Source organism: Micromonospora sp. NPDC048935 (assembly GCF_043197875.1).
Lineage (GTDB): Bacteria > Actinomycetota > Actinomycetes > Mycobacteriales > Micromonosporaceae > Micromonospora.
Window position 1 is genome coordinate 34,131 of the sequence record NZ_JBICTZ010000006.1, and the last position, 19,990, is coordinate 54,120.

The following is a 19,990-nucleotide window of genomic DNA, read 5'->3' on the forward strand; positions in this document are numbered from 1 at the left end:
GTACGTCTCGTCTCGCCAGTTCTCGGCGTGAGACGACGGTCCACAGTGAGCAGGCGGCCGTGGCATCGCTCACCGCGATGCCACGGCCGGCCTTTTTCAAGCCCGCTTCGGTACGCGCACCAGCGGTGCGAGGTTCGGTGGCTCGCTCCGCTCCTTCTCAGGCGGTCGTCCGGGCCGCTTCCAGGATGACCTCGGTGACCTCACCGGGATGCGAGATCAGGCCCAGGTGACCGGCGTCGATCCGGGTGATGTCGGCCCCCGCCCGCTTCATCATCTCCTCCTGGCGGGCCGGCGGGATGACCCGGTCCTCGGTGCCGATCACCGCCCATACCGGGATCGTCTTCCACGCCGGCTCGGTGGCCGGCTCCGCCAGGGCGTTCGTGGCCAGGGCGCTCTGGGACACGGCGAGCACCTCCGCCTGCCGCCGGGGCAGACCGTTGGCGAAGCCGGTGATGAACACCTTCGGCAGGACGTACGCGTCGGCCGCACCCTCCGGGGCACCGGGGAACGGCACGAGCTTGAAGACGCTCGTGGGGTCGGTCGCGGCCGGGTCGAGCACCGAGCCGGAGTCCGCGCTGAGTTCCCCCACGGTCTCCCCCTTCTCCGGGGCGAAGGCGTCGACGAACACGAGTGCCTTGACGTTGTTGTTGCCGGTCGCGGCGTCGCTCACCACAAAACCGCCGTACGAGTGGGCCGCGAGCACGATGGGACCTTCGATGGTGGACAGGAAGTCCTTCAGGTAGCCGCTGTCGATCGATGGCCCCCGGTTGGGTTGCGGCGCGACCTGGACGTCGAAACCGCGGGCCTGGAGCCTGCGGACCTCCCCACTCCAACTCGAACCGTCGGCCCAGGCGCCGTGCACCAGGACGATGGTCGGTCTGGTGCGATGCCCCTCGTCCGGGCTTGGTCGCACACCGCCGTCCGCGGACACGCCTGGGGCGGCTGAGCCGAGCACTGTCACCAGCGTCGCGGCGGCGAGCGTTGCGGCGATGGTCTTCGGCCGACGTAGCGAGATACCGAGCATGTCTCTTCTCCCTCGTTGGTCAGTGGTTTCGGAGCACGGGCAGATGTGCGGGGCCGCATCCGGCCGGCAGTACCGCCGGACCGCTGTCGGCCGGGCTCGGCTGCCGCGATGACGTGCCTGCTCGCCCGGCCTCACCATATTCGCGCCGAGTGGGAATCTCGGACGGAAGGGGAAAATCGCTCAGGTTTCACCTTGTCGTAGGACACGCAACCACGCGGGCTCTTCGGGGATCTGTAAACAATCCTTGATATTAGGCTGCACGGACGTCAATATGTGGGGGTCACGGGTCGTCGAAGCCTGGGGAGTGAGTCATGAGAAGCCGTCGGATTTTCGCAGTGGTAGCCGGGGCGGCGATGACCATCACGGCCGCCGTCGCCTTCGTCCCCAGCAGCATGGCGGCCGTGCCCTCGGCCGACGCCGTCCCGATGGTCGCCTGCACCGCCCCGGCCTGGGCCGAAGGCCCCACCTACCAGGCGGGTGCCCAGGTCACCTACGGCGGCCGGCTCTACCAGGCGCTCGTCACCCACACCGCGCACCCCGGCGCGGGCTGGAACCCCGCCGCGACCCCGTCGCTCTGGCGTGACCTCGGCGCGTGCTCGGGAAGCACGCCACCGCCCACCACGCCACCACCGACGACCGCTCCCCCCACCACGCCACCACCGACCACCGCTCCCCCCACCACGCCACCGCCAACCGGTGGGACCTGCGCGGTGAAGTCGCGGCCCAGCGGCAAGGTGTTGCAGGGCTACTGGGAGAACTGGGACGGGGCCTCCAACGGCGTACACCCCGGCCTCGGCTGGATCCCGATCACCGACAGCCGGCTCAACCAGCACGGCTACAACGTGATCAACGCGGCGTTCCCGGTGATCCGCTCGGACGGCACGGTCCTCTGGGAGAACGGCATGGACGCTGGCGTGAAGGTGGCCACCCCGGCCGAGATGTGCCAGGCCAAGGCGGCCGGCGCCACCATCCTGATGTCGATCGGCGGTGCCGCCGCGGGCATCGACCTGAGCTCCACCGCGGTCGCCGACCGGTTCGTCGCGACGATCGTGCCGATCCTGACCGCCTACCACTTCGACGGCATCGACATCGACATCGAGACCGGCCTGACCGGCAGCGGCAACATCAACACCCTGTCCACGTCGCAGGCCAACCTGATCCGGATCATCGACGGCGTGCTGGCCCGGATGCCGTCGAACTTCGGCCTGACCATGGCACCGGAGACGGCGTACGTCACCGGCGGCAGCGTGGTCTACGGCTCGATCTGGGGCTCCTACCTGCCGATCATCAAGAAGTACGTGGACAACGGCCGCCTCTGGTGGCTCAACATGCAGTACTACAACGGCAGCATGTACGGCTGCGCCGGCGACTCGTACCCGGCGGGCACCCTGCAGGGCTTCACGGTGCAGACGCAGTGCCTGAACAACGGCCTCACCATCCAGGGCACCACCATCCGCGTGCCGTACGACAAGCAGGTCCCCGGCCTGCCCGCGCAGATCGGGGCGGGCGGCGGCCACCTGTCGACGTCGCTTGTCACCCAGGCCTGGAACTCCGTGCCCGGCCTCAAGGGCCTGATGACCTGGTCGGCGAACTGGGACGGGTCGAAGGGCTGGACCTTCGGTGACAACGTGAAGCGCCTACAGGGCCGCTGACGGGCGACGGCGCCGGGCCTACCTGCTCATCGGTGTGGCGATCCAACACCTGGAACCACACTCCGTTCGCCGGGGGCGTTGGGGGTGGGCCCGCTCGCCGGAGTCGCCAGGGCCTTCCCCGCCGTGCTGTCCACGTGGTCGGGAACCGCACCCTCGTGGCGATCGCCGGTGGTGAGGGTCCCGGTCGGCTCGAACATCAGAATCGACCCGCCCGGCGAGGACGGCTTGTGCGCGGTGCCCTTGGGAACCACGAAGGTGTCACCCTGGCGCAGGACGACTGTGTGTTCCTGCCCGGCCGCGTCGCGGTAGGCGATATCGAACTGACCGTCCAGGACCAGGAAGAACTCGTCGGTGTCCTCGTGGACGTGCCAGACGTGCTCGCCCCGGGTGTGGGCGATCCGCACGTCATAATCGTTCATCCGAGTCACGATTCGCGGGCTGTAGACGTCGTCGAACGACGCGAGCGCCTCGGGCAGGTTCACGACGGCCAGGTGAGCGGGAGTGATCGACATGCACCGAGCATCCCCCGGGGCCGCCGCGCCGGTCTTGGACGTTCTTGACGCCGACGGCAACCGCCCTCCCGGTTGCCGAATCCGGGCCTGGCGACCACCGGTCCCCGAGATCAGCGAGGTGTTCCACGCCCAGATCGTCGACTACGCCTACCCGCCGCACGCCCACGACACCTGGACGGTGCTGATCCTCGACGCCGGCGCCCTCCGTTACGCCCTCGACAATCGACATTGTGCAGTGAGTGGCACCGACTATGTCGCCGTCCTGCCACCCGGAGTGGTCCACGACGGCCGCCCCGCCGCCGACGTGCCCGGCTTCCGCAAGCGCAACCTGTACCTCGACCCGGCGTTCCTGCCCGCCAGTCTGATCGGCTCGGCCGTCGACCACACCGTCCTCCGCGACGGCCCGCTGCGCCGAGCCCTCGCCGGGCTCCACCAGGTCCTCGCTGCCGACGAGGACCCGCTGGACGCCGAAGCCCGCCTTGCCCTGGTCAGGCAACGACTCACCGATCGCCTGGCCGCCGCGCCTTCGCCGTCTGCCCGGCCGGAGCCGCAGGCCGCCCGCGCGCTGAGGGCGCTGCTCGACGAGCACACGGTGGAGGCCGTCAGCCTCGCCGCCGCCGCTCGCCTCCTGGACCGTTCGGTGCCGCACCTGGTCCGCAGCTTCGGCCAGGCTTTCGGGATCAGTCCGCACGCGTACATCATCGGGCGACGGATCGAGGCCGCCCGCAAACTACTCCTCGCCGGCATCTCGCCGGCCGAGGTGGCGATCACCGTCGGCTTCTGCGACCAGGCCCACCTGACCCGGCACTTCCGCCGACACACCGCCACCACGCCGGCCCGATACAGCCGCACGGACGCAACGGGGTCCTCCCGGCTGCCAACACCGTGACACCGTGGTCGGAGCCTCCGCGGCAATCCTTCGCCGCGGAGGCTCCGAGCACTCGGCTATCTCACAGACGCGGATCCTGCTGCACCATGAGGGCGTTGAGGATCGGGTCGTCCTCGCCCCTGTCGCGGCGAAGCTCGATCCTCAGATCGCCACCGGCGTGCTCGACGGTGACCAGGTTGGTGTCCGCGGCCAGCGCGCCGACCTTCGCCTGCACGTCGTGGTCGTACAGCACGACCTTGCCGTCGGCCAGGACGTCGAAGGCACGCTTGCCGGCCTTGACCTTCTCGATCTCCGCGAAGTCGAGGGCGACGCGGTATTTTCCGGCCGGGGCGTTCTTGAACACGTAGCTGAACGTCTCGCCGGTCCGCTGGGTGCGGAACAGCGCGTCGTCCTCGGTGCCGGCGATGTCGGCCCTGGTGGTACGCGTCTTGCCGCCGACGTAGCCCCACGGCCGCGAGCCGAGCTGCTGGTCGGGCGACCAGACGAAGCCGTCGGTGCCGACGTGCCCGGATCCGCCGACGTCGACGCCCCTCCAGTAGGCCGAGGTCGCCAGGCGGACCGGCGTGAACTGCGCATCGCCCTTGCCGGCGTTCGACGCCACGAGCACGTCGCCGACGAGTACGCCCGGCTTGACGCCGGCGTTGTCGGCAGTCGCCGTGACCGTGGTGGACCCGCCGACCGCGAGCGTGACCGTGCCGGTCGCGGCCGCGCCCGTGAGGGTCAGCCACGGAAGGTCGGCCGCTTCGTGCCCGCCGTCGTCGGTGCGCTTCTGCTCGCCGATCCGCACCTCGATCGGGGCGGAGCCGGTGTTGGTCACCGTCACGTCGGCGGTCGCCTTCTGGTCCTTGTCCAGGAGCCAGTCGAGGGCACCGCCGCTGACGGTGGCGACGCCCGTGGTCAACGCCGTGTCGACCACCTCGGCCTGATCCTTCTTCGCGATGGTCACCGGGCGGCTGGCGGTGACGTAGTTCGGCGCCGACACCTGCACGGTGTTCTCGCCGACCAGCGCCTGGGCCTTCCACCGGCCCAACTCGTCGGTCGTGATGACCCGTTCACCGCTCGGCCCGTTGAGCGTGACGATCGCGTCCGCCATCGGCTTGCCGTCGTTCGCGTCGGTGGCCGTTCCCTCGATCGTGCCCGCAGCCGGGAGGGTGTATTCCAGCCCCAGGCCGGCCTTCAGGACCGGCTGGTTGAAGGAGTACTGGCTCGCCTGGTTGCGGTTCAGGCTCTCCAGGCCGACGGTCGCCGACGACCCGCGGGTGAGCGGGTTGTCGCCGCCGACCCCGTCGCCGTACCCGATCTGGATCCGTCCGTCCGCGACCAGGGTGACCGAGAAGCTCACCCGGGCCGTCCGGTCACCGTAGAAGGCGACGTCGCGCCACTCGACGACCTGCGCCGCCAGCCCGTCCACCTTCGTCGTGCCGTAGTAGATGCCCGCCTCGTCGTCGACGATGAGGTCGTCCCAGAGCGGATAGATCGCATCGATCGGGTACGACGACGGCAGCGCCGTGTTGTTCCCCAGCGTGCTGGCGCGGTCGAAGGTCAGCGTGCCGTTCGTCGTCACGCACACGCCGTCCCAGGCCGTGTCGTAGAACGGAGCCAGGAAGCTGGAGTCGAACCAGAGCGGGCCGCAGAGGTCGTCGCCGTGCCACCCGGACTCCTGCGTGCCCTGGCGGTAGAGCCCGTCGGTCACCTTCATCGAGTACGAGCGGCCGGCGGGAGCCACCGGCACGGGGCCCGGCTCCGGCTGCTCGGGTTGGGGCTCCGGCTCCGCCGCGTCCGCGCGTGGGTCGAGCGTCACCCGCAGCGCGGCGATGGTCGGGGCCTTCAGGCCCTTCGAGCCCCGCAGTTCCACGGTCAGTGGACCGCCCTGGTGCGGCACGACGGCGGTGCGCCAGTCGGCGGTGTTGGGCCCCACGGCCGCCGCCGCGTCGTAGGCGTACTCGGTCAGCGATCCGTCGACGACGACGTCGAACACCCGCTTGCCCCTGGCCACCTTCTCGATCTCGGCGAACCCGAGATCGATCGCGTAGGTGCCCTTGGGCGCGTCGGGGAACGTGTAGAACAGCTCCTTCTCCGGCGTGGTGCGCTGCGACTGGAACAGGGCGTCGTCAGCCGTACCGTTGATCGTGGCCCTCGTGGAGGCGGCCTTCGTCCTACCCTCGTAGCCCCACGCCTTCTTGCCGGCGGCCTGGTCGCCGGCCCAGGTGAAGCCGGAGCCGTCGGTGAACGACGGTCCGCCGGCGTTGACGCCGACCTGGTACTTCGTGGTCGTGAGCGTCACCGGGACGTAGGTCTTGGACTGGCGTCCGGAGTCGGACCTGACCACGATGTTCGCGCCGAGGACCCCCGGCTTGGCGCCCTTCGAGGAGACCGTGACCTTGACGGTCGTCGACTGACCCGGGGCGAGGGTGCCGCCGGTCGAGGACAACGACAGCCACGGCAGGTCGGTGATCAGGTCGTCCTCGACGTCGACGAGCACGACGTCGTCGGCAATCTGGTCGGCCGCCCACAGCGCCCCGGTCGAGTCGGTTTCGAGGCCGCCACCCTGGCCCGCCTTCTGGCCCGGGAACCACCACGCGTTCACCAGCGAGCAGTCGTCGGGGTCGACCTGCAACAGGCGGGTGGGCCGGTTCGAGGTGAGATCGGTGTACCAGATGGTGTCGGACGCCTGGTTGTAGGCCAGGCCCATCACCTCGGGCAGCGGCGGCGCGCAGAACGACAGCAGCGCGCCCGGGTTGTCGTGCGACGTGCCGGCGACGGTGCCGATCAGGCCGTTCCTCCGGCCGCCGACGTAGAACACGTCCTGCGTCGGGTTGTAGGCGAGCCCGGTCAGCTGCAACGTGGACCAGTCACCCTTGATCTGCCGGGTCTCCTTGCCGGTGTCCCGGTTGAAGCAGTGGATGTAGCTGGCCGGGCTGTCCTCCATCTGGCACATGTCGCCGGTCCTGGTGTCGAGCGCCATGTCGAACGCCCGGTACGCGGGGTTCCACGACGCGTCGAAGACCTTCCCGGTCGGCTTGCCGGTCACCGTGTAGGCGGTGTTGGTCCGCGCGTTGTAGTCGTGGACCCAGACGTCGCCGTCGTACCCGATGCCGGAGGGCTCCTTCTTCTCGATCGTGCCGGGGATGGCGATCCGGGTGACGACGTCACCGCCGGAGGTCGCGCCGACCGCGCCGGCCGCCTGCGCCTCGGCCGCCTTCACCGTCGCCGCCTTGCCGTCGACGTTCGACGGCTTCATGCCGCTGGCACCGGTCTTCCACGCGGTGAGGTCGATCGTGCTGTTCGCACCCTTCCCGGTGCGCGTCGTGGCGGAGGTGGCGTCGAGGTCGGGGTGACGCGCGGCCTCGCCCAGGTTGTACGTGAGTGGGGCGGAACCGTTGTTGGTGAGCGTCAGCGAGCCCACGCCGTTCTGGTCGGTGCCCAACAGCGCGTCGAGGCCGTCGGCCTTCAGGCCGGCGGCACCCGTGGTCAGCCGCGCGTCGATCGTCGCCTTCGCGTAGAGCCTGTCGAGCGAGAACGGGTACGCCGCGGTCGTGTAGTTCGGCGCGTCGACAGTCATGGTGTAGTCGCCGACCGGGAGCTGGCGGTGCACGAGGCCGGTCCCGTTTGTCGTGACGGTCTCGACGAGCCCGGACTTGTTCGTGAAGGACACCGTGGCCCCGGCCACCGGCAGCCCGTCGTTCTTGTCGACGACCGTCGCGTCGAGATACCCGAAGTCAGGCAGGTCGTAGGTGACGACCATCCCGTCGCGCAGCACCGGGGCGTGGTCGGAGAACCGGATGCCGTCGACGCCGGCCCAGCCCTGGATGCCGCTGACGGCGTGCGCGCCGGCGGTCACCGGATCGTCGGACCCGACGCCGTCGCCGTACCCGAAGATCATCGTGCCCGAGCGGGTGAGCGTGGCCGAGAAGTTGACCGGCTCGGTGTACTCCGTCCGGTCCGGATAGGCCCAGAGCTTGGCGTCGCGGTACTCGACGACGAACGCGTCCTCACCGTTGACCTTGGTGGCCGCCGTGAAGACACCGCCGCCGGGAGCGAACTCGACGGGGGACTCGACGGAGAACGGGAAGATGCCCGCACCGCCGCTGCCGGGGCCGGTGCTGGTGTCCGGGGAGATCACGCCGCGCAGGCCGACGCCGAGGGTGTCGTGGCTGCCGTTGTAGAGCGCGATCGGGAACGGCAGCTTCACCGTCGCCCACACGCCACTGCTGAACGCGACCGGGTCGGTGCCGCGCAGGTATTCGCCCTCGGAGACGGCGCAGCTGTAGCCGCCCTCGTCGACGACGAGCCCGACGGGGATCTCGCGCGACTCGTTCTGCGCGCCGACGGTCAGCGCGACGCTCGTGGGCGAGAAGCAGGCGTTGGGCTTGACGGTGAGCGTGTACCCGCCCTCGGGGACGCCGCTGATCGTGAACGCGCCGTTGGCAGCGGTGCGTACCGGCTTCAGCGGCGTGTCCTTGACGGAGACGTCGGCGTTCGGGACGGGCCGCATCTTGTCGTCGACGACCGTGCCGCTGATGTCGTGCCGCACGGCGGCCGTGAGCGGCAGTTTGACGGACGTGTCCTGGCCGAGGGTGATCGTGACGTTCGCGGTCGCGGTCAGGTAGCCGAAGACCCTGGTGCTGAGCTGGTAGTCGCCGACCGGGAGGTTCGTGGTGAACCGACCGTCCTTGTCGGTGCCGATCGACCGGCTGAACGGTCCGCTGATCGTCACCTCGGCGGCGGGGACCGGGGCGCCGTTGGCGGTGACGACGCCGGTGAGGGTGCCGCCCTTGCGGGGCGCGAGTTCGAGCAGTCGGACGAGGTCGAGTCGGCCTTCGCCAAACTTGTTGTTGACCTCGGCGGTGCCGCCGCACTCGGTGTCGTCGACGTCGACGGCCGACTCGCCGAGCAGGCGGCGGGTCTCCTCGACCTGCCCGATGAGGGTCGGGTCGTAGCTCCACAGCGCCGCGACGGCGCCGGCGACGTGGGGAGCGGCCATCGAGGTGCCGGACATCTCGACGTAGCTGTTGCCCGGGTACGACGACCGGACACCGTCGCCCGGGGCGGAGATCTCGGGCTTGATCCGGCCACCCTCACCCTCGCCCTTGCGGGAGAACAGCGCGAGCGTGCCGTCCGGCCTGGTGGCGCCGACGGAGTAGGCGCTCTCGGCGGAGCCGGGCGAGGAGACGGTGTCGCAGGCCGCGTACGGCGCGGTGTTGCCCGACGACCAGACGCTGAAGATGCCCGCGGCGCTCCATGCCTCGTCGATGGCCTGGAAGAAGTCGTTGAAGCTGTGCTCTTCGGTCTGGCCCCACGAGTTGTTGATGACGTGGGGGCGCTTGGACGGGTCGGGGTTGTTCCCGTGGACGTCGGTCGGGGCGAGCAGCCACCAGCCGGACCGCAGCAGCGACTCGACGCCGGTGCTGTCACAGCAGCCGTTCGTCGCGATCCACCGCGCGTCCGGGGCGACGCCGACGTGGTTGGTGCCGTCGTCACCGACCATGGTGCCCATGGTGTGCGTGCCGTGTCCGTTGTCGTCGCACGGCGCATCGGCGCACGTGCCCCGGGCGGCCATCCAGTTGTAGTTGTGGTCGACAGTGCCGTCGGGCTTCGTGCCGCGATACTTCTGTAGCAGGGCCGGGTGGTCGAACTGGACACCCGAGTCGAGGTTGGACACGGTGATGCCCGCACCGGTGGCGCCCATGGCCCAGGCCGCGGGAGCGTGGATGGCGTCCAGACCCCACGTGGAGGTGCCCGCCTCGGCGGCGGCCTTCGGGGCGGGACGGGCCTCCTGGTCGGCTGGGCTCTTCTCGTCGACGGGCTTGACCAGCGCGACCTGTGGCGTCGCGTGGATCTCGGCGACCTGCGACTTCGCGGCCACGTTGAGGGCGAGTTTCTCGTTGCCGCCCCTGACGAGCACCGTGTTGGCGATCGGGTAGGAGGTGTATTTGACGCCGGCTCGGTCGAGCTCGGTGGAGACGGAGGCCAGGGAGGTCTTCGCCGCCGCGGTCAGCGCGTCGTAGACGAACTGCCCGCGAGCGGTCCAGTCGGTGATCTTCTTGGTCGGGGCGAGGTCGGCCCCGGTGTCGAACGTGATCCAGAAGTCGGACTTCGCCTCCGTGCGGAAGCGGTCCTTCAGGTTCGCGGCGATCTTGTTGGTGGCGGCGCCGGGATCCGGCTCGGCGGCGGACGCCGGTGGCGCCTGGATCAGGCTCAGGCCGACCGCTACGGCCAGCGAGGCCGCGAGGGCTGTGATTCTCATGAGAGTCCTTCGACCTACAGGGGTTGGTAGGGGTCGTGGTTCATGTGGTCGTCGGCACCGTCGGCGTCATGGGCGTCGGGGGCGCTGACGTGCGGCTCGCGAGGCGGCTCAGGGGGTGGCGGGTGATCGATGGCGGCGTCGTCACGCGCTATCTGTCGCTCAGGCACACATTGCCCAGGGGCTATGGATCATGGAGCCATGCTCGGCGGGATCAGTGGCCGTCGCTATCCAGCGGATACGTCAATTTTCACGACGGGACGTCGAGGGAGTCCTCTTCCGCGAACACTCCGGCCTCCACCGCCTTGACCGCGAGCGCGGTCCGGGAGGTCACCTTCAACTTGCGCATCGCGGCACGCAGCTGTTGGTCCACAGTCGCCGGCGACTTGGCCAGGATCCGGCTGATCTCCCGGTTGGTCTTGCCGGCGACAACCAGTTGGACCACGTCGAGTTCGCGCGGTGAGAGCTGGTCGCCGTACCCCCGTCGGCCGCCGCGCCACAGTCGCGGAACCTCGGCGCCGTGCTCGCGAAGCCGCTGCGCGACACGGTCCGCGTCGCCCCGGGCCCCGAGCCGGAACAGTTGCTCGTACTGTGCGGCCAGCAACTCTCGGCCGTGGTCGAGCTGGCCGTACGCGATGAGCGCCTCGGCTTGCCGCTCGCGGGCGAGCAGGGCGTCGTAGGGGCGCGGCAACGCGCTCCAGGCGCGCGCCGCCCGATCCCACGCCGTGGCCGCGCGGGCGTGGTCGCCGGCCGCGGCGAGCAGCAGGGCACGGCATCCGGTCAGCGCGGCGCGAGGCGCGGGCGCCGTACGGCCACGCAGCCCTCTGGCGAGTTGGTCACCCAGGCGCGTCGCGGCCGTGAGGTCACCCGCGGCGAGATGCGCCTCGATCCGGGCGGGGACCAGGTCCGTCGCCCAGATCCAGATGCCCTTCCTCCGGACGGTGTCCATCGGCTCGTTCGTGACCTGCAGCGCCCGGCCGCTGTTTCCGTCCGTCAGCCACAGTCTGGCCAGCGCGGCGGCGGCCTCCATCGTGTCGTCGACGGCGCCGAGACGGGCGGACTCCTCCAGGACCAGGCGAAACTGCTCCTCCGCGGCGCGCCGCCGGCCGGCCGCGGCGGCCAACCGGGCCGCGAGTCGGATGCTGCCGAGGTAGTGCGCCGGACGGTCGCGGTCCGCGTCGGCGAGTGCCGCGCCCTGTTCGGCGAGACCCTCCCACCGGCCGGTGAGCCACGCCAGGTTGGCCTGTTCGAGTCGGACGTTGTGCTGCAACCGGGACGCCTGCTCGGTCTCGGCGAGGTGCATGGCCACGGCGAGGTGTTCGTCCGCGTCGGCGTACCGGCCCCAGATCACCGCGCCGGTCCCGACGTTCGTGTGGATCCGGGCCACGTCGAGACGCTCCGCCGAGGTCGCGCCGTCGACGGGCAGGCCGGCGACGACGTCCCACGCCTCCTCCTCGCCGAGCATGAGCAACGCCGCGGCCCGGTTGCCGGCCAGGTTCAGCCGTTGCGCGGGCGAGGCGAATTCGGTGGTGAGTTCAGCGGCGCGATCCAGCCAACGCCGATGGGTCGACGCCGGCCACGGCCCCGCGTAGGCCCAGCCAAGGTAGGTCATCGCCCGGGCCGCCTCGACCGGGTCATGGTCGAGGTTGGCCACCGCCTGCTCAAGCTCGCCGAGTGCGGCCTGCGCCTCACCCGCGGTGATCAGGAGCCGACCCAGCGGGTTGCGGATCTCGGCCTGCTGGCGGGCGGAGAGGCCGGGGGTCTCCAACACCGAGCGCAGGGTACGGATCACCCGGTGATGGACCTGGTCGACCGGTTCGCGACGGCCCAGTGCGGCTACTCCGGCGATGCGCGCTACTCGTGCCCGGTCCGCCGGCGGCAGCACGGCCCACGACAACAGGTCGACAAGCATGTCGACAGCCTTGGTGTGGTCGCCCGACGCCATGGCCAGCTCGGCACCCTGCTCGGCGTAGCGCGCCCAGGACTGCGTCTCGCCCGCCTCGCGGAAGTGGTGGGCAAGACGTGCCACCGGCGGCGGGTGGATGTCCTCCAAGGCCCGGCCAGCCCGCAGATGGGAGTGCTTGCGGTCGGTCAACGGGATCGCCTCGTAGACAGCCGTGGCGGCCAGCACGTGCCGGAACCGCCACTGCCCGCGGTCGTCTCCGTCCAGCACACCGGCGCCGGCCGCCTCCGTGATGGCGTCGCGACACGCGGCGGGCGACAGGCCGGCGGTCACCGCGATCGTGGGCACCGACGACCGCTCAGCCAACGTCGCCGCGGCTCGCAGCACCTGCTGCGCCGTCGGTGACAGACGGCCCACCCGCTCCCGGGTGGAGTCGCGCACCGTCGGCGGCACCCGCAGCTCGCGCAGCTTCAACCGGACCCACTGCCCGTCGCGGAAGACCAGGTCGGCGCGGTCGTGCATGAGGCGGACCGACTCCTCGATCGCCAGCGGAACGCCGCCGGTCCGCTCGTGCATGAACGTGGCGAACTCCTGCGATATCGGGTTGCCGTCCAGCATCGAGGACACCAGCGCCGCGGTGTCGTCGGGTCGCATCGGTGCCAGGGCGATCCTCAGCTGGGTCACGCCGGCGGGCAACCGGGACGTCAGCCGCAGCAACAGCGACCCGTCATCCACCTCCTCGGGCCGATAGGAGATCACGAGGCTGGGCCCGTCCGTCTGCTGCCGGGAGGTGACGAACAGCAGGAACTCCAGGGTCACTTCGTCGGCCCAGTGGGCGTCCTCGAGCACGAGGACGTCGACATGCAGAGCCCGCAGCAACTCGTCCAGGGCGCGGAAGAGGCGATGCCGGGCGGCCTTCGCGTCGTCCAGGGGTGGTAGCGCGGGCGGCAGGTCCGCCGACCACTCCGGGAACAGGGGCCGTAACGCGCCCGCGAGCGCGGTGAGCGGCAACCGCGACACCGGGTGGTCGATGCCACGGAACGCGTCGACGATCGGCCCCAAGGTCAGCGACTCACGCAGCGGTGGGCACACCGACACCAGGGCGGTGCGCTGGTCCGGTGCCGCCAACCACTCGCGCAGCAGCCGGCTCTTGCCGATGCCCGCCTCGCCCTCCACCAGCACGATCGCCGGTGGCCGGGCCAGTGCGCCCCGGAGCGCCGCCAACTCCCGAGCACGGCCCACGAAATCCGGGGTGGAGACCGTCGGTGCGGTCCCGTCGTCCTCGGGCGAGGGGTCGAGCATGCGTGATGATCTCGCTTTTCGCTGCTCGGGCGCAAGTGTTCAGGAGATGCGCGGTCGCCTGGGCCCTAGCTGTCGCGCGGGGTCACCAGACCGGACTCGTAGGCGATGATCACGAGCTGTGCGCGGTCGCGGGCGCGCAGCTTGGCCATGGCCCGGTTGACATGGGTCTTCGCGGTCGCCGTGCTGATCACCAGACGGTTGGCGATCTGGTCGTTGGACAGACCCCTTGCGACAAGCGTGACGGCTTCACGTTCGCGGTTGGTCAGCACCGTCAGCGCCAGGCCGGGATCCAGGTGCGGCGGCTGGGAGACGTAGCGGTTGATCAGCTTGCGAGTGATCGTGGGCGCGAGCAGCGCGTCCCCGCGGGCGGCGACGCGGACGGCGTGCAGGAAGTCCTCCGGCCGGATGTCCTTGACGAGGAACCCGGCCGCGCCGGCACGGAGTGCGTCGAAGACGTACTCGTCCAGGCCGTAGTTGGTCAGGATGACGACGTGCACCCCGGCCAGCGCCGGGTCAGCTGCGATGCGCCGGGTCGCCTCGATGCCGTCCACGAACGGCATCTGAATGTCGATGAGCGCGATGTCCGGCAGATGCTGCCTGGCCAGCGCCACACCCGCGGCACCGTCGGCGGCCTCGGCCACGACCTCGATGCCGTCCTCGGCGTTGAGCAGCGCACGGAATCCGCTACGGATGAGCACCTGGTCGTCGACGAGCAGGACCCGGATCACGACGTACGTTCTCGTGGGAGTTCGGCCTGGACGGTGAAGCCGCCCTCGCTGCGCGGTTCGGCACGGAGGCGGCCACCGAGGGCGGCCACCCGTTCGCGCATCCCCAGCAGCCCGACCCCGGCCACCGGCACCATCTCCGGTGTGGCCCCGCCGTCGTCGTCGACCCGGATGGCCACCGTGTCGAGCCGGTAGTCGATCCGGACCGACGCCGTGGCGGCCGCGGCGTGCCGGACGATGTTGGTCAGCGACTCCTGAACGATCCGGTACGCGGTCCGGTCCACTGCGGCCGGCACGTCGGCGCGGTGTCCCTCGACGGTCAGGGTCGCGTCCAGGCCGGTCGTCCGGGCCCGCCGCACCAGGTCGGCGACGTGGTCGAGCCCGCACGACCGCGTGTCTGCGTCGTCGCGCAGCGCCTCCAGGGTCACGCGCAGCTCGCGGGACGCCTCGCGACCGGCGTCCCGGATCGCCAACAGCGCGTCCGGCACCGGCTCGCCCCGCTTGCGGGCCAGGTGCACCGCGACCTCTGCCTGCACCTTGATCACGGAGATCTGGTGGGTGAGGGTGTCGTGTAACTCCCGCGCGATGTGCAGCCGTTCCTCGCCGGCACGGCGCAGCGCACTCTCCTCGCGGGTGCGCTCGGCCTCGTCCGCCCGCCGCTCGGCCTGGCGCAGCGCCTCGCCTGCCGCACCGGCGGCGATCAGCCAGGCCAGTTCAAGAACGCTTCGGGCCTGCGCGAACGCCGCACCCGGGTCGTACCGGCCCGACGCCATGGCCGCGACGGGAAGGGCCACCAGCATGATCACACTGGCCACCACAGTGCCGGTGCGGTGCCCCGCGCGTACGGCGGCGTACACCGCGAACAGGTACGCGACGGCTGGCACGTCGACCCCGGCGCCCTGACCGGCCACCGCGCACAGCCCGGTGAACGCCAGGACGGGGATCGGGGCGCGGCGACGCGCGGCCAGTGCCAGGCCCCCGGCCGCCACCAGCACACCGCCGAGCGGTTCGAGGCCGCGCGGTTCGGACAGACCGGTGACCAGTACGACGGTCGCCACACCGACCGCAACCGCCCAGTCCCGGACGCCGATGCGGGCCCTGCTCATGTGGGCACTCTAGCCGGGAGTCCGCCCTGGGCGACTCGTGCTCGCGCAGGAGCGGCGAACTACCGCGGGTGCGGTAGTTCGCCGCTCCTACCGCGTCCGCGGCAGCGCGAGGTGACCGCGTCCGCACGACGCCGGTGGACGGTGTCGACGGACAGGATTGGGCGACGTCCGGCCCGTTCGAAGGAGAACTCCATGTCGGTCCCGCACCTCGCCGCGTCCACTGTTGACGCCTACACCCTCACCGGAGGACGCCTCGTGGCCACCACCGCCGCGTTCGTGGCGCTGGCCGGCGCGGTTGCCGGCGGGCTCGTGCTCGCCCGCCGGGTCGGACGCCGGGGATCGACAGTAGCCCTGGTGGCGGGGATGATCGGGACGGTCCTCGGGGGGTGGACAGTGGTCACCGCCGACGGAGGTCCCGGCAGCGGCAGCGGGATCGTGGGTGGCTACGCCGCGCTGGCGCTGGGTGTGCTCGCCGTGGTCCTCGGCGGGATCGCGGCGACCCGATCACCGCACCCCGCCTAGCTGGCGTTGACCACGTCTCACGCGTTGGCCGGCGACGCAGCCGCCGACTCGGGTGACTCGGTGAGGCCGACGACGAGCAGCAGGTACGCGGTCAGTTCGGCCACCGCCGTGAGCGCCGGCATCGGTCGCGGCATGGACAGCGTGGGCGTGATGGCATCCCAGACCAACCCGGCGTTGTCGCTCCACAGGTACACCGGCATCGGGACCGCGGCGATGCAACTGTCCACAAGTGGCAGCGCCATGAGGGCCAGCAGCGCCGCACCGGTCGAGGCGAGCCGCCGACCGTGGCCGAGAAGCGCCGCGGCGAGTGCCAGCGCGGCAAGCCCGAGGACCAGGGGCGGCAGGACCGCCGTGCTCACTGCCATCGTCAGATCGGCCACGTCGGTGTCGTTCGCTCGCGGAGGTTCAGCGGCAGCGCTCCGCCAGGTGGCGACAACACGAACGGCCGCGTACCCGAGGACCAGCGCTGCTCCCACGACGGCCGGCACCGCTGTCCGCCAACGCCAACCACCGCGGCGAAACGCGACGAGCAGCACCAGTACCACGGTCAGCGAGGGCCAACAGAGGGAGAGACCCAACTCGAACGCGGACGGTATCTCCGGGGCCGGGCCCGGCGTGAGCACCTGCACGCCGTAGCCATCGCTGTCCCGAGCGGCGGGCATCGTCCGGACCGCGTCGGCGAGCAGGACCGCGAGGGCCAGGCCCAGCGCCCAGCGGGAGACCGGCGATCGGTTGACCATGGCGTAGGCAAGGAGCAGACCGACGCTCAGCACCTCGGCGTAACGCCAGATCGGACGGGCCGTCAGGACGCCTGCGACGTGGAGGGCGGCGCACACGGCCGCGGCGGACAGGAGGAACGGCCGAGGGCGCACGGGCGCATCCTGCCACGTGCCGCGGAAACCGCCGCTGCGTGCCAGCGGCCTGGGCCCCATGCCCACGACTTGCCCATCTTGGTTCAGCGGAGGCTGTACCGTGTTGGTGGGATGGGCGATCGGGTAGGTGCGCTGACTCTTGGGTGATCGGGGACCGCTGATGGACGCCGACGTCGCGGTGGTTGGTGGTGGACAGGCTGGCCTGGTCATGGCACACGCTCTACGGGGTGCGGGTGTGCGGGTGGTGGTCTTCGAGGCGGCCGACCGCCTGGGCGCCGCGTGGCGGTCCCGTTGGGACGCGCTGCGGCTGTTCACGCCGGCCGCCTACAGCGGGCTGCCCGGCATGCCGTTTCCCGGACCCGGTGACAGGCATCCGCTGAAGGACGAGGTGGCCGACTACCTGGCGGCCTACGCGCGTCGGTTCGACCTGCCGGTGCGGAAGGGCGTACGGGTGGAGCGGCTGCGTCCAACCGGTGCCGGTTTCGACGTCGACACCTCTGCCGGCCGTTGGCGCGTGGGTCAGGTGGTGTCTGCCACCGGCCCCTTCCAGCAGCCGGTGAGTCCGTCTTTCGCCGCCGAGCTGGACGGTGTGGTGCAGGTGCACAGCCACGACTACCGCAACCCGGGCCAGTTGCCCGCGCAGGAGACCACCGTGGTGGTGGGGGCTGGCAACGCCGGCGCACAGATCGCGGCGGAGCTGGCGGCGGCGGGTCGGCGGGTGGTGGTGTCCGGTCGGCAGCCGCCGCACGTTGCCCAGCGGATCGGTGGGCACGACCTGTTCTGGTGGTTGCATCGGCTGAGGTTGCTGCATGCCCCCACCAACTCGTGGCGAGGGCGGTTGCTGCGCCGACGTGGTGAGCCGGTGATCGGCACGGACCTGCGTCGACTCGAGCGTCAGAGGCGGCTGCGGTTGGCTCCTCGCACGGTCGCGGTGCGGGGACGCCGGCTGGTGTTCGACGATGGGCGGCAGGTCGAGGCGTCCGCGGTGGTCTGGGCGACCGGCTACCGCAACGCGTACCCGTGGCTGTGGCCTCCCGCGGTCGACGACGATGGGCAGCCCGTGCACTCGCGCGGTGTGAGCGGGGTGCCGGGCCTGTACTTCGTTGGTTTGCCGTGGCAGTCGCAGCGGGCGTCGGCGCTGTTGGACGGCGTCGGGCGTGATGCTGCCCATCTGGTGCCAGTCATCGTGGCTCGCGCCCGGTTGATGGAGCAGACGGTCAGCTAGGGCAGTTTGCCGGCGACGTAGGCGTTACGCAGCGCGGCGCGTTGCCGCTTTCCGCTCGTGGTGCGCGGGATGCCGCCGCGCGGCAGGACGACCACGTCGTGCAGGGAGAGGCCGAAGACCTGGCGGACCGCGGTGGTCACGGCCGCGGTCAGGGCGGGCCAGTCGGGGCTGGCGGCCCGGGTTTCGATGACGGCGACGACCGGTTCGGTGCCCCGGTCCGGTGTGGGACAGGAGAAGACGGCACTGCCGCCGGCGGCGACCTGGTGGTGCTCCTCGATGACCGCTTCGACGTCGTACGGCGGCAGGTTGCGACCGCGGACGATGAGCATCTCCTTGCGCCGGCCGACGACGTACAACTCGCCGTCGTGGCGCAGGCCGAGGTCGCCGGTGTCGTGCCAGCCCCCGGGGGGTGCGTCGATGCCGTCGGGGGTGAGGTAGCCGGCCATGACGGACGTGCCGCGGACGTGGATGGCGCCGACCTGCCCCTCGCGGATCTCCCGGCCGGTGTCGTCGGTGACGCGCAGGACGAGTCCGGGCGCGGTGGTGCCGCAGGAGACGATGCTGCGCGCGGGGCGGCCGGGGATGGCGGGGGTGGCTGTTCGCTGCTCGTCGAGGCAGGCGCGGTCGAAGTGTCGCCACCGTACTCGGCCGAAGGACGTGTCGCTCGTCGGTGTGGTGCTGAGGGCGAGGGTTGCGGCGAGGACTGTTTCGGCCATGCCGTAGCACGGGATGAGGACGTCGCCGCCGAGCCCGTTGGGGGTGAAGGCGTGTTGGAAGTCCTGTAGGACGCCGACGGGGATGGGTTCGGCGCCGACGTAGGCCTGCCGCAGGGTGGACAGGTCGATGGTGGGGTCGGGCTGGCGGGTGTGCCGGTCGGCGGCGGCGCGGAAGGCGAACGGTGGCGCGGCGGTGATGGTGGCGCGGCGGTCCCCGAGGTGCCGCAGCCAGGACAGGGGGTCGCGGATGAACGCGACGGGCGGCATGAGGTCCAGGCCGATGCCGTGGCTGAGGGCCAGGAGGACCTGGACGAGGCCCATGTCGTGGTAGAGGGGCAGCCAGCTGAAGATGCCGTCGCGTCCGGGTCGCAGGTCGGTGGCGGCGGCCAGCACGGCGAGGTTCGCGGCGACGTTGGCGTGGGTGAGGGCGACGGCTTTGGGCGCGGAGGTGGATCCGGAGGTGAGCTGGATGTGGTGAACCAGGTGCGGGTCGGGCGCCGGTAGGTCGTCGGCGGGCATGGTGCCGTGCTGTCGTAGCGCGTCGAGGTGCAGCGTGGCCACTCCGGCGGGCACCGCCGCGCTCAGCTGGGCGTCGGCGATGATGACGGCGGCGGGTTGGACGGCGGCGATGGCCGCGTGCAGGTGCTTGACGCCGGCCGAGCTGCTGTCGGTCGGCTTGGGTGGCGGGGCGACGGTGCAGGGGGCGACGCCGGTGAGCAGGCATGCCATCACGGCGGTGAGGTAGTCGGGGCTGGTGGGAGCCAGCAGGATGATCCGGTCGCCCCGGTGGATGCCGTGCTGGGCCAGCCCGGCCGCCGCCGTGCGGGCGTCGTCGAGGAGCACGCCGCGGTCGAGTTCGCCGGTCATGGCACGGGAGTCGAAGAAGCCGATGGGCGGGCCGCTGGCGACGACGGCGCGGTAGTCGACGGTGGCGGTGGGGAGGGTCCTGGTGGGCATGATCGTCAGCTCCGTTTGCGGGCGGCCTTGGCGGCTGCCTTTTCGCGGACGTGGTCGATGACCTCGCCGACGGTGGTGAAGGCGTAGGCGCGCTCCTCGGGAATGTAGACGCGGAATCGGTCCTCGATGCGGGTCATGAGGTCCATCAGCGCCAGGGAGTCGATGGGCAGGCTGAGCAGCGGCGTGTCGGCGTCGATCGCGTCGAGGTTGATCCTGGCGAGATCGGTGGCGTCGAGCACGCCGGTCAGCGCGTCCCGCAGGCCGGTGAGGATCTCGTCGGCGTCGGGGACGTGGGTGGCGGTGGGGCTGGTGGGCTCGGCCACGGGTTGCTCCTTCGCAGG

General features: G+C 71.1%; 13 protein-coding genes. 4 read left to right on the forward strand and 9 right to left on the reverse strand.

Going from position 1 to position 19,990, the window contains the following annotated elements; translation table 11 throughout:
* Positions 1-157: 157 nt before the first annotated feature.
* Positions 158-1,024 carry an alpha/beta fold hydrolase gene (locus ACGFIW_RS18060; protein ID WP_393316589.1) on the reverse strand — a complete coding sequence of 289 codons (867 nt, stop codon included), beginning with the start codon at positions 1,022-1,024 and terminating at the stop codon, positions 158-160.
* A gap of 311 nt (positions 1,025-1,335) precedes the next feature.
* Between ACGFIW_RS18060 and ACGFIW_RS18065 the strand changes: the two genes are divergently transcribed.
* Complete coding sequence (locus ACGFIW_RS18065; protein ID WP_393316592.1) at positions 1,336-2,676, forward strand: carbohydrate-binding protein; 1,341 nt, start codon at positions 1,336-1,338, stop codon at positions 2,674-2,676.
* A 26-nt stretch (positions 2,677-2,702) separates the two neighbouring features.
* On the opposite strand, the gene ACGFIW_RS18070 is transcribed toward ACGFIW_RS18065, so the two are convergent.
* On the reverse strand, positions 2,703-3,188 hold the full coding sequence (locus ACGFIW_RS18070; protein WP_393316595.1) for a cupin domain-containing protein: 486 nt from the start codon (positions 3,186-3,188) through the stop codon (positions 2,703-2,705).
* Here ACGFIW_RS18070 and ACGFIW_RS18075 point away from each other — a divergent pair.
* Entirely contained in the window at positions 3,187-4,077 is an 891-nt protein-coding gene (locus ACGFIW_RS18075; protein WP_393316598.1) for a helix-turn-helix domain-containing protein, read from the forward strand. The two genes, ACGFIW_RS18070 and ACGFIW_RS18075, sit on opposite strands and share 2 nt — an antisense overlap.
* A gap of 61 nt (positions 4,078-4,138) precedes the next feature.
* On the opposite strand, the gene ACGFIW_RS18080 is transcribed toward ACGFIW_RS18075, so the two are convergent.
* From ACGFIW_RS18080 to ACGFIW_RS18095, 4 genes are all read right to left on the reverse strand, one after another.
* The gene (locus ACGFIW_RS18080; protein ID WP_393316601.1) at positions 4,139-10,324 is read right to left on the reverse strand and encodes a S8 family serine peptidase; all 6,186 of its coding nucleotides are present in this window, start codon (positions 10,322-10,324) and stop codon (positions 4,139-4,141) included.
* A 247-nt stretch (positions 10,325-10,571) separates the two neighbouring features.
* A complete protein-coding gene (locus ACGFIW_RS18085) occupies positions 10,572-13,526 on the reverse strand; it encodes an ATP-binding protein (RefSeq protein WP_393316604.1) in 2,955 nt (984 codons plus the stop codon).
* Positions 13,527-13,591: 65 nt separating this feature from the next.
* Positions 13,592-14,254 (reverse strand): response regulator, encoded by a 663-nt coding sequence (locus tag ACGFIW_RS18090; protein ID WP_393316607.1) that lies wholly within the window; start codon positions 14,252-14,254, stop codon positions 13,592-13,594.
* Positions 14,251-15,357, reverse strand: coding sequence for a sensor histidine kinase (locus ACGFIW_RS18095; protein ID WP_393316610.1), 1,107 nt, complete (start codon positions 15,355-15,357; stop codon positions 14,251-14,253). Before ACGFIW_RS18095 ends, ACGFIW_RS18090 begins: the two co-directional genes overlap by 4 nt.
* A 192-nt stretch (positions 15,358-15,549) precedes the next feature.
* Between ACGFIW_RS18095 and ACGFIW_RS18100 the strand changes: the two genes are divergently transcribed.
* Complete coding sequence (locus ACGFIW_RS18100; protein WP_393316613.1) at positions 15,550-15,879, forward strand: DUF6223 family protein; 330 nt, start codon at positions 15,550-15,552, stop codon at positions 15,877-15,879.
* 17 nt (positions 15,880-15,896) lie between these two features.
* Here ACGFIW_RS18100 and ACGFIW_RS18105 read toward each other — a convergent pair whose 3' ends face one another.
* Positions 15,897-16,751: a hypothetical protein gene (locus ACGFIW_RS18105; protein ID WP_393316616.1), complete on the reverse strand. Its 855-nt coding sequence runs from the start codon at positions 16,749-16,751 to the stop codon at positions 15,897-15,899.
* Positions 16,752-16,911: 160 nt separating this feature from the next.
* Here ACGFIW_RS18105 and ACGFIW_RS18110 point away from each other — a divergent pair, with 160 nt between their 5' ends.
* Positions 16,912-17,976, forward strand: coding sequence for a flavin-containing monooxygenase (locus tag ACGFIW_RS18110; RefSeq protein WP_393316619.1), 1,065 nt, complete (start codon positions 16,912-16,914; stop codon positions 17,974-17,976).
* Here the strand turns inward: ACGFIW_RS18110 and ACGFIW_RS18115 are convergent.
* A complete protein-coding gene (locus ACGFIW_RS18115) occupies positions 17,973-19,649 on the reverse strand; it encodes an AMP-binding protein (RefSeq protein ID WP_393316622.1) in 1,677 nt (558 codons plus the stop codon). The genes ACGFIW_RS18110 and ACGFIW_RS18115 overlap by 4 nt on opposite strands.
* Positions 19,650-19,654: 5 nt before the next feature.
* Positions 19,655-19,972: an acyl carrier protein gene (locus ACGFIW_RS18120; RefSeq protein ID WP_393316625.1), complete on the reverse strand. Its 318-nt coding sequence runs from the start codon at positions 19,970-19,972 to the stop codon at positions 19,655-19,657.
* Between the last annotated feature and the right edge of the window lie 18 nt (positions 19,973-19,990).